Raw genomic sequence first — 15266 nt, forward strand, 5'->3', positions numbered from 1 at the left:
AACAGCATGAACGCCGCGATCCTCCCGGGCTCCGTCATCGGCGCCAACCCGAACGCCCCCGAATACCTGCTGGCGGTCGACGCGCTCACCGTCTCCTTCGACGGGTTCAAGGCGGTCAACGACGTCTCGTTCTACGTCGACCCCAACGAGATCCGGGTGATCATCGGCCCGAACGGCGCCGGCAAGACCACGGTGCTCGACCTGATCTGCGGGCGCACGCGCGCCAGCGCCGGGTCGATCAAGTACAAGGGCCAGGAGCTGACCAAGCTCACCGAGAGCGCGATCGTCCAGGCCGGCGTCGGGCGCAAGTTCCAGACCCCGTCGATCTACGACGACCTGACCGTGTTCGAGAACCTGGAGATCTCGTTCCCGCGCGGGCGCTCGGTGTTCGGGGCGCTGACCTTCAAGCGCGACGCGCAGGTCCGCGAGCGCATCCACGAGATCGCCGAGACGATCTTCCTGAAGGACCAGCTGCTGGAGCGGGCCGAGTTCCTCAGCCACGGCCAGAAGCAGTGGCTCGAGATCGGCATGCTGCTGATCCAGGACCCGGAGCTGCTGATGCTCGACGAGCCGGTGGCCGGGATGAGCGTCGGCGAGCGCATCAAGACCGCCGAGCTGCTGAACCAGATCATCGTCGGCCGCTCGGTGCTGGTGATCGAGCACGACATGAAGTTCGTCGAGGACATCGCCCACCGGGTCACCGTGCTGCACCAGGGCAAGGTCCTGTCGGAGGGCTCGATGGAGCGGGTCAAGAACGATCCGAAGGTCATCGAAGTGTATCTGGGACACTGAGCATCATGCTGCAGACCGCGCATCCCCCCCTGGCCAAGGCCCCTCCGCTCACCACGCTCCCCTCGGCGGCGCCGATCTTAAGCGTCGAGGACCTGCACGCCGCCTACGGCCAGAGCGAGGTGCTGCACGGGCTGAACTTCCAGGTCGCGCCCGGCGAGATCGTCGCGGTGATGGGCCGCAACGGCATGGGCAAGACCACGCTGATGAAGACCCTGATGGGGATCGTGCCGGTGAAGGCCGGCTCGATCCGCGTCGACGGCACCGAGATCGGCGCCCTCAAGAGCCACGCCCGGGTCGCCAAGGGTCTCGCCTACGTGCCGCAGGGCCGGATGATCTTCTCGACCATGACGGTGCAGGAGAACATCGAGACCGGGCTCACCGTCACCGGCGCCCGCAAGGTGCCGCAGGACCTCTACGAAATGTTCCCGGTGCTGCTCGAGATGAAGGGACGGCGCGGCGGCAATCTGTCGGGCGGCCAGCAGCAGCAGCTCGCCATCGCCCGCGCGCTCGCGAGCAAGCCGAAGGTGCTGCTCCTCGACGAGCCGACCGAGGGCATCCAGCCGTCGATCATCCGCGAGATGGGCCGGACCCTGAAGAAGATCCGCGACGCGCGCGGCCTGTCGATCGTCGTCTCCGAGCAGGTCCTGAGCTTCGCCCTCGACGTCGCCGACCGGGTGCTCGTCATGGAGAACGGCGAGATCGTCCACGAATCGCTGCGCGCCGACATCGACGAGGCCCAGGTCGCCCGCTTCCTCTCGGTCTGAACGAGGACATCATGGCCGATTACGAGATCTTCGAGCTCGGCGACCACGTTCTCCAATGCGGCAAGACGCTGCGCAACGCCAAGCTCGCGTTCAAGACCTTCGGCACGCTGAACGCGGCGCGCGACAACGCCATCGTCTACCCGACCTGGTATTCCGGCCAGCACACCGAGAACGAGTGGCTGATCGGGCCGGGCAAGGCGCTCGACCCCGAGAAGTACTTCATCATCATCCCGAACATGTTCGGCAACGGGCTCTCGTCCTCGCCGAGCAACACGCCGGCCCCCTGGAACGGGCCGCGCTTCCCGAACGTCACCGCCTACGACAACGTCTGCGCGCAGCACCGGCTCGTCACCGAGCATTTCGGCATCGATAAGCTGGTGCTGGTGACCGGGTGGTCGATGGGAGCGCTCCAGACCTACCATTGGGGCGCGCTCTATCCCGACATGGTCCCGCGCATCCTGCCGTTTCAGGGCTCGGCCAAGTGCTCGCGGCACAACTTCGTCTTCCTCGAAGGCGCCAAGGCCGCGCTCCAGGCCGACGCCGCCTTCGCCGAGGGCTGGTACGCGAGCCCGCCGAACAAGGGGCTGCGCGCCTTCGGCCGGGTCTATGCCGGCTGGGGCCTGTCGCAGACCTTCTACCGGATCGAGGCCGACAAGACCCACATGGGCTACGCCTCCCTCGAGGACTTCCTCGTCGGGTTCTGGGAGGGGCTGTTCTACACGCGCGACGCCAACGACCTGCTCGCGATGCTGTGGACCTGGCAGAACGGCGACATCGGCGCCAACGACACCTTCCACGGGGACACCAAGGCGGCGCTTCGCGCGATCACCGCCAAGGCGATCCTGATGCCGGCCTCGACCGACCTGTACTTCCCGCCCGAGGACAACCGCATCGAGGCGGAGTCGATGCCGAACGCGGAGCTGCGCGTCATCGACACCTGGTGGGGCCACTTCGCCGGCGGCCCCGGCACCAGCCCCGACGACATCAAGACCCTCGACGACGCGCTCAAAGAGCTGCTCGCGAGCTGAACGGTTTCGGCCGGTGCGCCGGCCGGGCGGGGATGCGCCAAGCCCCGGATTTTCGAACAACAGGGAGCACAGTCGAGACATGCCCGAGACGCTGATCAAGGTCGACCTGACGCAATCGGCCTACGACAACGACATGGTGCACAACCGCTGGCACCCGGACATCCCGATGGTCGCGACGGTGAAGCCCGGCGACGACTTCATCGTCGAGACCTACGACTGGACCGGCGGCTTCATCAAGAACAACGATTCCGCCGACGACGTGCGCGACATCGACCTGTCGATCGTCCACTTCCTCTCCGGCCCGATCGGCGTCGAGGGCGCCGAGCCCGGCGACCTGCTCGTGGTCGACCTCCTCGACATCGGCGCCAAGCCCGAGAGCCAGTGGGGCTTCAACGGCTTCTTCTCGAAGAACAACGGCGGCGGCTTCCTCGACGAGCACTTCCCCCAGGCGCAGAAGTCGATCTGGGACTTCGAGGGCATGTTCACCAAGTCGCGCCACATCCCCGGCGTGCGCTTCCCCGGCCTGATCCACCCGGGGCTGATCGGCTGCCTGCCCGACCCGAAGATGCTGGAGACCTGGAACACCCGCGAGAAGGCGCTGTTCGACACCGACCCGAACCGCGTGCCGGCGCTGGCCACCCTGCCCTTCGCGCCGACCGCCCACATGGGCCGGCTCAAGGGCGAGGCGAAGGACAAGGCGGCGGCCGCCGGCGCCCGCACGGTGCCGGGGCGCGAGCACGGCGGCAATTGCGACATCAAGGACCTGTCGCGCGGCTCGAAGATCTACTTCCCGGTCTACGTGCCCGGCGCCGGCCTCTCGATGGGCGACCTGCACTTCAGCCAGGGCGACGGCGAGATCACCTTCTGCGGCGCGATCGAGATGGCGGGCTGGGTCCACCTCAAGGTCAGCCTGATCAAGGACGGCATGGCCAAGTACGGGATCAAGAACCCGATCTTCAAGCCGTCGCCGATCACCCCGAAGTTCGACGACCACCTGATCTTCGAGGGCGTCTCGGTCGACGAGCACGGCAAGCAGCACTACCTCGACGTGACGGTGGCCTACCGCCAGGCCTGCCTCAACGCGATCGAGTACCTCAAGAAGTTCGGCTACTCGGGCGCGCAGGCCTACTCGATCCTCGGCACCGCGCCGGTCCAGGGCCACATCTCCGGCGTCGTCGACATCCCGAACGCCTGCGCGACCTTGTGGATTCCGACCAAGATCTTCGAGTTCGACATCAATCCCACTGCTGCCGGGCCGACGAAGTTCCTCGACGGCTCGATCCAGATGCCGCTCTCGCCGGATCTGTAGTCTTCGGGTCTGCCGCGCCTTCCGGGCGGCAGACCGCGTGCACCCTGCCTGAAAGCGCTCGAATGCCCGTCTACGATTACGCTTGCGAGGCCTGCGGGCCGTTCACGGTGCTGCGCCCGATGGCGCAGTTCAAGGACCCGCACGACTGTCCCGATTGCGGGGCGGCGTGCGGGCGCGCCTTCCTCACCGCGCCGAACCTCGCCTCCATGGATGCGGGCCGGCGCAAGGCCTTCGCCACCAATGAGCGCAGCGCGCACGCGCCCCGCAAGTCGTCCGCACACGGGGCCGGCTGCGGCTGCTGCAGCGGGACCAAGGCGAAGTCCAACCCCACGGCCGCCAAGAGCTTTCCGAACGCGCGGCCGTGGATGATCAGCCACTAGGCTGCAGCTCACCCTCCCCCTCTCGCGGGGGAGGCAAGAACCCAAGCCAGGAGGAACCCACGCCATGATGCACGGAGACATCTCGTCCAGCGCCGACAGCGTCGGCGTCGCGGTGGTGAACTACAAGATGCCCCGCCTGCACACCAAGGCCGAGGTCTTGGAGAACGCAAGCAAGATCGGCGACATGATCGTCGGGATGAAGGCCGGCCTGCCGGGCCTCGACCTGGTGATCTTCCCCGAATACTCGACCCACGGGATCATGTACGACGCGGGCGAGATGTACGAGACCGCCTCCACCGTGCCGGGGGCGGAGACCGAGATCTTCGCCGCCGCCTGCCGGAAGGCCAAGGTCTGGGGCGTGTTCTCGCTCACCGGCGAGCGCCACGAGGAGCACCCGAACAAGGCGCCCTACAACACGCTCATCCTGATGAACGACCAGGGCGAGATCGTGCAGAAGTACCGCAAGATCATGCCCTGGACGCCGATCGAGGGCTGGTACCCGGGCGACCGCACCTACGTCTCGGAGGGGCCGAAGGGCCTGATGATCAGCCTGATCATCTGCGACGACGGCAACTATCCCGAGATCTGGCGCGACTGCGCGATGCGCGGGGCCGAGCTCATCATCCGCTGCCAGGGCTACATGTACCCGGCCAAGGAGCAGCAGATCCTGATGTCGAAGGCGATGGCCTTCGCCAACAACACCTACGTGGCGGTGGCCAACGCGGCCAGCTTCGACGGGGTCTACAGCTACTTCGGCCACTCCGCGATCGTCGGCTTCGACGGGCGCACCCTCGGCGAGTGCGGCGAGGAGGAGATGGGCATCCAGTACGCGGCGCTGTCGAAGTTCCTGATCCGCGACTTCCGTGCGCACGGGCAGTCGGAGAACCACCTCTTCAAGCTGCTGCACCGCGGCTACACCGGGATGATCAACTCGAAGGAGAACCGGCACGGGCTGTCGGAATGCCCCTACGACTTCTACCGCCGCTGGATCGAGGACCCCGACGCCACCCGCGACGCGGTGCGCGCCATCACCCGGCAGGGCGTCGGCACCGAGGAATGCCCGATCGACGGCATCCCCTTCGTCGGCAAGGGCGAGGGTCCGCCGGACCCGCGCTGAGACGCGGCCCACCGCGCGGTTCCGCCGGCCCGGGAGGCCGGGCGGGGCCGCGCGGGTGACAGGACGTCGTCCCTATCGGAACGGCCCATCGCCCGACACGTTGACCGGCGCTTGCCTAGCGCACATCAGGTCGGAACAGGGGCGGATCGGGAAGATCATGAACGGTGAGTCGAAGCCGGCCGGTGCGGGCGGTCAGGACAGCGAGCCGGGAGCGCCCATGGTCAGCGCGGAGTTCCGGCGCTTCGCCGACGACGTTCCGCTGATGATGTGGCGCTCGGACCATCTCGGCCACGCGATCCATCACAACGAGTGCTGGCTCCAGTTCACCGGGCGGCCGCTGGAGGAGGAACTCGGCGCCGGCTGGCGCACGGGGCTCCACCCGGACGACTTCGAGCGCCACGCGCGCATCGTCTCGGCCGCGTTCACGGCGCGGGAGCCGTTCACCGTGGAGTTCCGCCTGCGGCGCCACGACGGGGCCTATCGCTGGCTGCTCGACACCGCCCGGCCGCTGACCGAGGACGGCGAGTTCCGCGGCTATCTCGGCTCGTGCTTCGACATCACCGACCGCAAGCATGCCGAGGTGCATATCGAGGAGTCGCTGCAGGAGAAGGAGACCCTGCTCGCCGAGGTCTACCACCGGGTCCGCAACAACCTCCAGGTGATGGTCAGCCTGATCGGGCTCTACGGCCGCGCGGCGCCCGAGCCCTGCCGCGGCAGCTTCGAGGCGCTGGGCCAGCGGGTGCGGGCGATCGCGCTGGTGCAGCAGCACCTGCACGAGGCGCCGCACATCGCCTCGATCGACCTGCGCGACTACCTGCACCGGCTCGCCTCCGGCCTCGGCCAGCTGCGCCGGGCCGGCCGCATCGGCGTCCATCTCGGCGGCGCCGGCACCAGCCTAGTCGAGCCGCGCACCGCCAACGCCCTCGGCATGATCGTCGCCGAGATCGTCGCCGAATGCCTCGACGCCACCGCCGAGAGCGTCGCCTGCACGATCGCCATCGACATCGACGCGGCCCCCGGTGCGCCGGTGCGTCTCTCGATCGTCTCCGGCGCCGGCGACCAGGCGGAGTCGGGTCGGCCGAACATCCCGAAGCTGGGGCCGCGGCTGATCGCGGCCTACGCCGCCCAGGCCGAGATCGCGGTCACCGGCGTCGCGACCACCGAGGATCCGCTGCGGCTGCAGCTGCCGGAGGCGCGGGTCGAGGACCCGGCCTGAGCGGGCGTCGCGATTCGCATCGGCCGGGGCGGCGACCTATATCCGGGATATCCCGCGCCCCCCGACACGAAACCGGCCGAGCATGCTGCCTCCGATCGAGACCATCGTCGAGAACTTCGAATTCATCGACGACTGGGAAGAACGCTACCGCTACCTGATCGAGCTCGGCCGCACCCTGCCGCCGGCCGACCCGGCCCTGCATGCCGAGTCGAACAAGGTGCTCGGCTGCGCCAGCCAGGTCTGGATCGACCTGAACGTCGACGCCTCGGGCGACGTGCCGCGCCTGCACCTGCGCGGCGACAGCGACGCCCACATCGTGCGCGGCCTCGTCGCGCTGATGGTGGCGCTGTTCAACGGCAAGACCCCGCGCGAGGCGGCCGACACCGACGCCTTCGCGCTCTACACCAAGCTCGGCCTCGGCGAGCACCTGACGCCGCAGCGCTCGAACGGGGTCCGCGCCATGGCGGACCGCATCCATCGCGACGCGGTCCGCCTCGCCGCCTGAGCGCGCGGGGCTTACGCCCGGTCCCGCCACAGCCGCATCCGGGCGTGGTCGGGCCCGACCGCCTCGCGCTGCAGGCCGTAATGCTCGGCGAGGCGCCCGAGGGCGATCTTCGCCACCACCTTGGCGGAGCGCGCCGGCCAGCGGCGCTCCTCCTCGATCCGCTCGAGCCCCTTCACGTGGCCGCACAGGTCGATCAGCAAGCCCGACAGGTCGTGGCCGACCGCGGCCATCGCCCGCTCCACCCGGGCACGGGCCGCCATCATCGCATCCGAGGCGCCGGCGGCGGCGCGCGGGCCGGAACCGTCGACGCGGATCGCGCTCCAGTCGATGCCCATTCGTGGCATCATCAGGCCCGTGGTGATGTCGCGGCGCAGACGCTCGCCGGCCTCGAACGAGGCCCGGTCGAGGAGGGGCGCCCCGTCCTGGCCGCGCCGCCGCACCATCCAGGCGATCGGGCTCTCGGCGGCGTCGCGCAGGCGTCGCTCCGCCCCCTCGCCCTCCACCACGAGGTCGAGATGCTGGCCGCGGAACGCTTCGCCGGCCGGGGCGTCGCCGCGCCTGAGGCGGGCACGGCCGGCCGGCGCCAGCAGGATGCGGCCGCGCGGACCTGGCTCGCGGTGGGCGAGGTCCGCGGCCAGCAGGCGCTCGCCCGACGCCGCAGGAAAGCGCCCGCCGCCGAGCGAGACGCCGCCGCCGCACCGCACGATCAGCATCGCATCCTCGACCGGGTCCGGGAAGGCGTAGGCGCCCTCGGGCGCGAGCGCCGCGAGCAGCCGCTCGCCGGCGCGCCCGAGCGCGGCCTCCGCGCGCGGCACGGCCACGGGGCGGGCGGTCCGGGCCTGAGGAGTTTTGTTCATGTTTTGTTCCCAACGCGAACGATCTTCGTCACGGCGAAGGAAACAGGAGAGTCTTGAAAATCGTCCTAGATCAAGACTTGACGGCCCGCGCGCTGTGGAGCGTCACGCAGCTCACGCCGTGGGTTGGGTCGGCGGATGCTTCAGCACCTCGGCGATCTCGTCCTCGGACTTGCCGCGAACGTCGTAGCCCATCGCGGCGAGCCGCTCGACCAGCCCGCCGCTGTCGGCCGCGGACCGGGCGGCCCACTCCGCCAGGACGTCGTTCGCCTTGTCGAGGTCGTCGGTGGGGATCTTGGGATCGCTCATCGGAACAGACCGCTCACGGGACAGGACTGAGGCAGTGCAAGGTTCGTTCCTCTGGCAGCGCGCGCGAAGCCGGGTGCGCCCCGGCTTCGCCTCCGCCCGCCTCAGGCGGCTTCGTCGTAGTTGCCGTTGCGGGTCTGGCCGAGGCCGATCGCCTTGGCGAGGTCGGAGCGGGCCTTGGCGTAGTTCGGTGCGACCATCGGGTAATCCGGCGGCAGGCCCCACTTGGCGCGGTACTGCTCGGGGCTCATGTCGTACTTGGCGCGCAGGTGGCGCTTGAGCGACTTGAAGGTCCGGCCGTCCTCCAGGCAGATGATGTGGTCCGCGGTGACGGACTTCTTCACCGGCACGGCCGGCGTCAGCGGACCGGCGGGGGCGGCCGCCTCGACCTGCCCGCCCGCGACCTGCACCAGCGAAGCGTGGACGCGGCCGATCAGCTGCGCCAGCTCGCCCGGGGGGACCGGATTGTTGCTGACGTAAGCCGACACGATGTCGGCGGCGAGTTCCACGTAATCGACCGTGGTGTCTGTGTCGTTCATGTTCGGCGATGTCCCCTGGACGCTGAGGCAGTCGACGCGTCCCGAGCGGCGCGGACCCTCGGCCCCGACGTCTCGTGGTGCGATGCGGGCATTCCCGCAACAATGGTCGTCCTGCCCGCAAGTGCTGAGTGAAATGCGGCGACCCCTTTCGCCACGACATCTCAATAGGATATTTGCAGATCGGCCGCAAGTTGCTCGACGGCAGCTTGGATACGCAACGTCAACTATCCGGAAGAATATTTCAGCTTGCCGACATCGCTCAAACAGATGCCTACTCAAGGGCGAAGTGCTGGCGACGAGTTTCGCTACCTCTGATTGCGCCTCCCTCGGCGGACGCCACGCCGCCGCCCGCCACCGAGAGCCTCGCGGCGAAAGCTGTCAAGCCAAGTCCTCGCCAAGTCCTCGTCCGCATCAAGCCCTCGTCCGCACCAAGCCCTCGTCCTCGCCAAGCCCTCGTCCTGGTCAAACCCTGGCGCGGCCGCGCTCGGCCCGGGCACCCCGTCCGCGCGATGCCCCGCCCGGCCAACACCATCCGATCGCGAGCGTTTCGACGCCGGGTCTTGTCCGGGAACGGGCCGCACGGCACATGCGCAGGCTCGAAGATTCTCCACGGGAAATTTCAGATGGCGTTCGAAACGGCTCACGTCCCGCCCGCATCCGACGCACCGAAGGCGCCGCGCCGGCCGCACAGCTACGTCGTCCATGGCCGCACCATCACCGATGACTACGCCTGGTTGAAGGCCGAGAACTGGCAGGATGTCCTCAAGGACCCGGCAGCCCTGCCCGCGGACATCGCGGACTACTTGAAGTCCGAGAACGACTACGCGCAGGTTGCGCTCGCCGACGCGGCGCCGCTGCGCAGGACCCTGGTCGCCGAGATGCGCGGCCGCATCCGCGAGGACGACAGCGGCGTGCCGACCCCGGATGGGCCGTTCGCCTATTACAACCGCCACCGCGACGGCGGCCAGCACCCGCTGATCTGTCGCCGGCCGACCGGTTCCGTCGACGACGCGGGGGCCGAAGAGATCCTGATCGACGGCGACGAGGAGGGCGCGGGCCAGGCGTTCTTCGAGATCGCCGGGGCCGCCCATTCCGACGACCACGCCCGCCTGGCCTGGGGCGCAGACACCAAGGGCTCGGAGCTCCACACCATCCGCGTACGCGACCTCGCCACCGGGACCGACGCGCCGGACCGGGTCGAGGCGACCTCCGGCGAGGCGGTGTGGTCGGCCGACGGCATGGGCTTCTGGTACGTGGCGGTCGACACCAACCACCGGCCGGCACGGGTGATGTACCACCGCCTCGGCGCGGACCAGGCCGACGACCTCGCGGTCTACACCGAGCGCGATTCCGGGTTCTTCGTCCATATCGGGGCGACGCAGTCGGGCGCCTACCTCACCATCACCGCGAGCGACCACGAGACCTCGGAGGTCCACCTCCTCGACCGCGCCGCGCCGGACGGGCGCCTGCGCGCGGTGCAGCCGCGCGAGCCGCTGCTGATCTACTCGGTCGAGCATCGCGGGACGGATCTCTACATCCTCACCAACGCCGACGGCGCCGAGGACTTCAAGATCGTCACCGCCCCGGTGGCCGACCCGGGCCGGGCGCACTGGACCGACCTCGTGCCGCACCGCGCCGGCACCATGATCCGCCACCTGCACGTGCTCGCGGCGCATCTGGTCCGCCTCGAGGTGGAGAACGCCCGCCCGCGGATCATCGTGCGCGACCTCGCGACCCGCGAGGAGCATGCGGTGGCGTTCGCCGAGGAGGCTTACTCGCTCGGCCTCCAGCCCGGCTACGCGTTCGAGACGGCGACGATCCGGTTCGCCTACTCGTCCATGACGACGCCGACGGAGACCTGGGACTACGATTGCGCCACCCGCGCCCGGCTCCTGCGCAAGCGCCAGACCATCCCGAGCGGGCACGCGCCGGAGGATTACGTCACCCGGCGCCTGTTCGCGACTGCCGCCGACGGCGAGCAGGTCCCGATCTCGCTGCTGCACCGGCGCGACCTCGTCCTCGACGGGTCGGCGCCGCTGCTGCTATACGGCTACGGCGCCTACGGCACGCTGATGCCGGCGGCGTTCCGCACCAACCTGCTGAGCCTGGTCGACCGCGGCTTCGTCTACGCCATCGCCCACATCCGCGGCGGCACCGAGAAGGGCTGGCGCTGGTACCTCGACGGCAAGCGCGAGAAGAAGCCCAACACCTTCTCAGACTTCGTCGCCTGCGCCCGGGCGCTGATCGCCGCGAACTACACGTCGGAGAAGCGGATCGTCGCGCATGGCGGCAGCGCCGGCGGCATGCTGATGGGGGCGGTGGCCAACCTCGCCCCCGAGCTGTTCGCCGGCATCGTCGCCGACGTGCCCTTCGTCGACGTGCTCAACACCATGCTCGACGCCGAGCTGCCGCTGACTCCTCCGGAATGGCCGGAATGGGGAAACCCCGCCGAGAGCGAGGCGGCGTTCCGGACGATCCTGTCGTACTCGCCCTACGACAACGTCGCGGCCAAGGCCTATCCGGCGATCCTGGCGCTCGGCGGCCTCACCGATCCGCGCGTGACCTACTGGGAGCCCGCGAAATGGGTGGCGCGCCTGCGCGCGACCATGACCGGCGGCGGCCCGGTCCTGCTGCGCACCAACATGGAAGCCGGCCACGGCGGCGCCGCCGGCCGCTTCGACCGGCTCGAGGAGGTGGCGCTGATCTACGGCTTCGCGCTGGCGGCGGTGGGGAAGGCTTGAGGGGGCGCGGGGTGGCGCCGCCGAGATAGGAACACGCCCTCCCCCCCACTGCGGGGGAGGGAGGACGCGCATCACGGCTGGGCGGGCGGCGGGCGGATGTCGAGCGGGCGCTCGGCCGGCGGCGGTTCGGCGGTCTCGGCGCGGGCGCGGCGGGCAGCCTCCTCGGCGGCCTGCGCCTTGAGCCGGGCCTGGCGGGCGGCCTCCTCGACCGCGGCCCTGTCGGCGGCCGCCTTTTCCGCAGCGACCTTCTCGGCGGCGGCCTTGAGGGCGGCGGCGCGGGCCTTGTCCATCTCGATCCGGGCGCGGCGGCGCTGGCGCTCGATCTGGTCGGCCTCGATCAGCTCGATGGTCTCGAGCTCGCGCTGCAGCACCAGGGCGGCGAGCCCGGTGGTGAGCGGGCCGACGTCGAGGCTGCGCTCGGGCGCGGCGAGCGGGCCGGCGAAGCCGAGCTGGATCGCGGGCGGCCCGCCGCTCCAGCCCTTCGGCGCCGCACCGCCGCCGAGCGTGCCGCGGGCGTCGAGCCGGCTCGTTCGAAGATCGTAGCCGAGCGTCCCGTTCCAGCGCGCCGCGCCGAAATCGAGGTCGAGCGGCCCGGCGCGCACGACCCCTCCGATGATGGTGGCCGGCGCCGAGGCCGGCTGCGTCGTGCCGGTGGCGGCCTTCGACAGCTCCTCGGCGACGAGGGCCTGGAGCCGGCCGTCGCGCAAGGGGTCCTCGATCTGCAGGGCGCGGACGAGGGCGCGCCCGACGGCGGCGGGATCCGTCTCGGGCAGGTTGAGGGCGGCGAGCGTGAGGCTGCCGGTGCCCGAGAGGTTGGCCGCCAGCGCGCCGGGCGTCTCGCCGGAGGTGCCGAAGCGCAGCGCCGCCGACAGGCGCCCGCCGAGCGGGCCGCCCCCCGCGAGCACCGGGATCGACAGCTCGGCGACGGTGCCCTCGCCCGCGATCGAGGCGAGGCCGCCGCGCCGCGACAGGGTCGCCGAGCCGGCGATCCGGCCCTCGGCGAGCCTGGCCGAGAGGTCGCGCAGCGTCAGGGTCCCCTCCTCGAACCCCAACGCCATGGCGGCGCCCGAGGCGGTGAGCCCGCGCCCGAGCTCGAGCTGGTCGACCCTGAGGTCGAGGGAGACCGGCGGTCCCGGCGGTGGCACCGGGCCGAACCGGCCGGCGGCGCCCGCCGGCATCGCCAGGGCGGCCGCGAGCTGCGGCAGGGACAGGCGGGCGAGGCGCGCCGTTCCCGACAGCGCCCCGTCCGGCGCGCGGACGAGGGTCGCATCGAGGGCCGCCCCCGCGATCCGGCCGGCGAGCGCGGCACGCGCGTCGTCTCCTTGCCGGGTCAGCGCGACGGAAAGGTCGGCCGGCCACGGCCCCGGCGCGAGGGCGGCGGCGCCCGCCAGCGTCAGGAACGGCGCGAGGTCGGCGGTCTCGATCCGCAGCGCGCCGGATCGGGGCGGGCCGCCCTCGGTGGGAAGCCGCAGCGGCGTCGCGGTCGACAGCGTGGCGCCGGCGATCGTGCCGGTCGCCTGGAGCGTCAGGCCGCCGTCGGCCGCGCGGGCCGCCACCAGGCTCAGGTCGGCCGGCTGCTGCAGGCCGGCGATGTCGGTGCGGCCGAGCCAGGTGCCGGCCCGCGGCGTCGCGAGGCGGATCCTCGCCCCCTCGACCGCGCCGGCGCGGCTGACCAGCGACAGGTCGAGGCTGCCGCCCGCGGCTTGGCCCGTGGCGGCGAGCCGCAGCGCGTCGGCGTCGCCCGCGTCGCGCTCCAGCGTGACGGCGAGGTCGAGCGCGCCGGCGCGCAGGAAGGCCGGGATCAGGCGCGTCTCCGCGATCCAGACCCGGTCGACCAGGGCGACCAGCGGCGCCGCCACCGGGGCCGAGAGCCGGCCGGCGACGCGCCCCGTGCCGTCGGCGCCGATCCGCCCGGACAGCTTGGCGTTGGCGCCGGCCAGGTCCGTCACGTCGAGGCTGTCGACGACGAGGGCGGCGCCGTCCGACTGGATGCTGGCCGAGAGCGTGCCGTTCCCGGTGCCGGTCGCGCCGTAGCGCAGGTCGCGCGCCTCGATGGTCAGGCCGAGGTCGTGGCCGTGCAGCCCCGCGAGCGCGTTGCCGAGCGGCGGCAGGCCGGCGACGTCGAGGCCGCGGGCGCGGATCTGCGCGTCGAACCGGCCGCGGGTCCGGCCCTCGGCCGGGGTGTAGCGGGCATTTCCGGTAACCTGCGCCTCGCCCAGCGCGAGCCGGAGGTTGCGCAGGGAGAACGCGGTGCCGGCCGCCGAGACCTCGGCCGAGACCTCGACCGGCCGCCCGTCGAGCAGCGCCGTCGGCGGCCCGTCGAGGCCGAGCCGGCGCAGGTAGCGCCCGAGCCCGTCGGAGGCCGCGGCCGCGAGCGCGACCGGGCCGGTGAAGCGCGGGCTCGGATCGGTGTCGATCTCGCCGCTGGCCGTGATGGTCGCCGCACCCGGCGCCACGGCCGAGAAGCGTCGCAGCAGCAGGCCGCCGGTGCGGTCGAGGGTGCCCGTGGCCTTGAGGTTGGACCATTCCTCGAAGCCGAGCACGGCCGCCTCGACCGAGAGGTCGAGGTCGAGCATCACCGGCAGGCCGCCACCCGATTTCGCGCCCACCTTGGGCAGCCCGCGCGCCACGAAGGCCTGCCCGCCCGGCGAGAGCAGGAAGGCGTCGAGGTCGAGGCGGCGCGCCTCCAGGGTCAGCCCCGCGCGCCAGCGGCGCAGGTCGATCTGGCCGCTGCCGGAAAGCCGCAAGGCTTGCCCGCCCGGATCGATCTCGGCGTTGACGCCCTCGAACCGGACGAGGGCGCCGCGGGCCTTGAACTTGCCGCCCAGCGCGAACGGCAGGTAGGCGCCGGCGGCCTGGGCCGGCGGGCCGACGACGAGGCGGGCGCTGCCCTCGGCCTCGGCGACGAGCGGGCGCGGCTCGGTGCTGCGGGCGCCGCCGCGCGGATCCGCCGGCACGAAGGCGACGCGGGCGTCGGCCTCGAAGCGCGGATGGGCGTCGCCGCCGCCCGAGAGCTTCAGGGCGACGGCGCCGTCCGCCGCCGGCTCGCCGCTGACCAGGGTGAACGGCAGGCCGCCGCTGGTGCCCGCGACCCGCCAGGGGCCGACGAGGGCCGGCGCCTGGATCTGCACGGCTTCCGCGTAGAACTGGTCGGTGCGCCCGGTCGCGGGCACCACCGTGGTCAGCAGCAGCTGCTGGACGTGGAGGTCTTCGATTGCGAGGTCGCGGCCGCGCAGGGCCTCGCCGAGGCCGGCCGGCACCACGAGGGCGTCGCCCTCGGTCACCGGCAGCTTGACCTCGGCGCGGCCGATCCGGGTCTCGGTGAAGCGGAACGCGCCCGCCAGCAGCGGGCTCAGGCCGAGCTCGGCCTTGACGAAGCGCAGATCGAGGGCGGGCCGTCCCGGCTCGTCGCCGAGATGAAGGCGGTCGAGGCGCAGGCGCGGCGAGGGCAGCAGCCGCACGTCGATGCGGCCCTCGCTGCGCACCGGCAGGCCGAGGGACCGGCTCACGGTCGCGTCGACGAAGGCGCGATGGGCCGGCCAGTCGATGAAGGGCGGCACCGCGAGCGCCGCGACGAGGATCAGGATGACGGCGCCCGCGAGCGCGGTCAGGAGGTCACGCACCGTGATCGTTCCGCATGCACCCCGCGCCACCCGGCGGGTTTACGGCGGGCATAGCACGGCGCGAGACCGCAGGCGCCAGGGCGCCCGCGGCC

General features: G+C 71.4%; 13 protein-coding genes. 9 read left to right on the forward strand and 4 right to left on the reverse strand.

Translation table 11 applies throughout. From position 1 onward, the window contains the following. The first annotated feature begins 6 nt into the window (after positions 1-6). The 8 genes from urtD (at position 7) to ACFZ8E_RS24020 (ending at position 7111) form a co-directional block, all read left to right on the forward strand. Entirely contained in the window at positions 7-792 is a 786-nt protein-coding gene (gene urtD, locus ACFZ8E_RS23985) for an urea ABC transporter ATP-binding protein UrtD (protein WP_147726955.1), read from the forward strand. Positions 793-866: 74 nt separating this feature from the next. Then, positions 867-1556: an urea ABC transporter ATP-binding subunit UrtE gene (gene urtE, locus ACFZ8E_RS23990; protein ID WP_147842657.1), complete on the forward strand. Its 690-nt coding sequence runs from the start codon at positions 867-869 to the stop codon at positions 1554-1556. An 11-nt stretch (positions 1557-1567) separates the two neighbouring features. Next, positions 1568-2584 (forward strand): alpha/beta fold hydrolase, encoded by a 1017-nt coding sequence (locus ACFZ8E_RS23995; protein ID WP_405043998.1) that lies wholly within the window; start codon positions 1568-1570, stop codon positions 2582-2584. A 79-nt stretch (positions 2585-2663) separates the two neighbouring features. Continuing rightward, a complete protein-coding gene (fmdA, locus tag ACFZ8E_RS24000; RefSeq protein ID WP_147726952.1) occupies positions 2664-3893 on the forward strand; it encodes a formamidase in 1230 nt (409 codons plus the stop codon). A 62-nt stretch (positions 3894-3955) separates the two neighbouring features. Beyond that, positions 3956-4273, forward strand: a complete 318-nt coding sequence (locus ACFZ8E_RS24005; protein ID WP_244033068.1) for a zinc ribbon domain-containing protein — start codon at positions 3956-3958, stop codon at positions 4271-4273. 64 nt (positions 4274-4337) lie between these two features. Beyond that, the gene (locus tag ACFZ8E_RS24010) at positions 4338-5390 is read left to right on the forward strand and encodes an aliphatic amidase (protein WP_405043999.1); all 1053 of its coding nucleotides are present in this window, start codon (positions 4338-4340) and stop codon (positions 5388-5390) included. 217 nt (positions 5391-5607) lie between these two features. Further along, positions 5608-6606, forward strand: coding sequence for a sensor histidine kinase (locus ACFZ8E_RS24015; RefSeq protein WP_405044444.1), 999 nt, complete (start codon positions 5608-5610; stop codon positions 6604-6606). A gap of 82 nt (positions 6607-6688) precedes the next feature. After that, complete coding sequence (locus ACFZ8E_RS24020; RefSeq protein ID WP_147726948.1) at positions 6689-7111, forward strand: SufE family protein; 423 nt, start codon at positions 6689-6691, stop codon at positions 7109-7111. Positions 7112-7122: 11 nt separating this feature from the next. On the opposite strand, the gene ACFZ8E_RS24025 is transcribed toward ACFZ8E_RS24020, so the two are convergent. From ACFZ8E_RS24025 to ACFZ8E_RS24035, 3 genes are all read right to left on the reverse strand, one after another. Continuing rightward, positions 7123-7968: a DUF6456 domain-containing protein gene (locus tag ACFZ8E_RS24025; RefSeq protein ID WP_405044000.1), complete on the reverse strand. Its 846-nt coding sequence runs from the start codon at positions 7966-7968 to the stop codon at positions 7123-7125. Between the two features lie 111 nt (positions 7969-8079). Next, positions 8080-8274 carry a hypothetical protein gene (locus ACFZ8E_RS24030; protein WP_405044001.1) on the reverse strand — a complete coding sequence of 65 codons (195 nt, stop codon included), beginning with the start codon at positions 8272-8274 and terminating at the stop codon, positions 8080-8082. A gap of 101 nt (positions 8275-8375) precedes the next feature. Further along, complete coding sequence (locus ACFZ8E_RS24035) at positions 8376-8810, reverse strand: MucR family transcriptional regulator (RefSeq protein ID WP_147729091.1); 435 nt, start codon at positions 8808-8810, stop codon at positions 8376-8378. Positions 8811-9433: 623 nt separating this feature from the next. On the opposite strand from ACFZ8E_RS24035, the gene ACFZ8E_RS24040 reads away from it, so the two are divergent. Beyond that, positions 9434-11551, forward strand: coding sequence for a S9 family peptidase (locus ACFZ8E_RS24040; RefSeq protein WP_405044002.1), 2118 nt, complete (start codon positions 9434-9436; stop codon positions 11549-11551). A gap of 71 nt (positions 11552-11622) precedes the next feature. Here the strand turns inward: ACFZ8E_RS24040 and ACFZ8E_RS24045 are convergent, their stop codons facing one another. Continuing rightward, a complete protein-coding gene (locus ACFZ8E_RS24045; protein ID WP_405044003.1) occupies positions 11623-15174 on the reverse strand; it encodes an AsmA family protein in 3552 nt (1183 codons plus the stop codon). Positions 15175-15266 lie beyond the last annotated feature (92 nt).

It is taken from the genome of Methylobacterium sp. HMF5984 (assembly GCF_045033435.1).
Classification (GTDB): Bacteria; Pseudomonadota; Alphaproteobacteria; order Rhizobiales; family Beijerinckiaceae; genus Methylobacterium.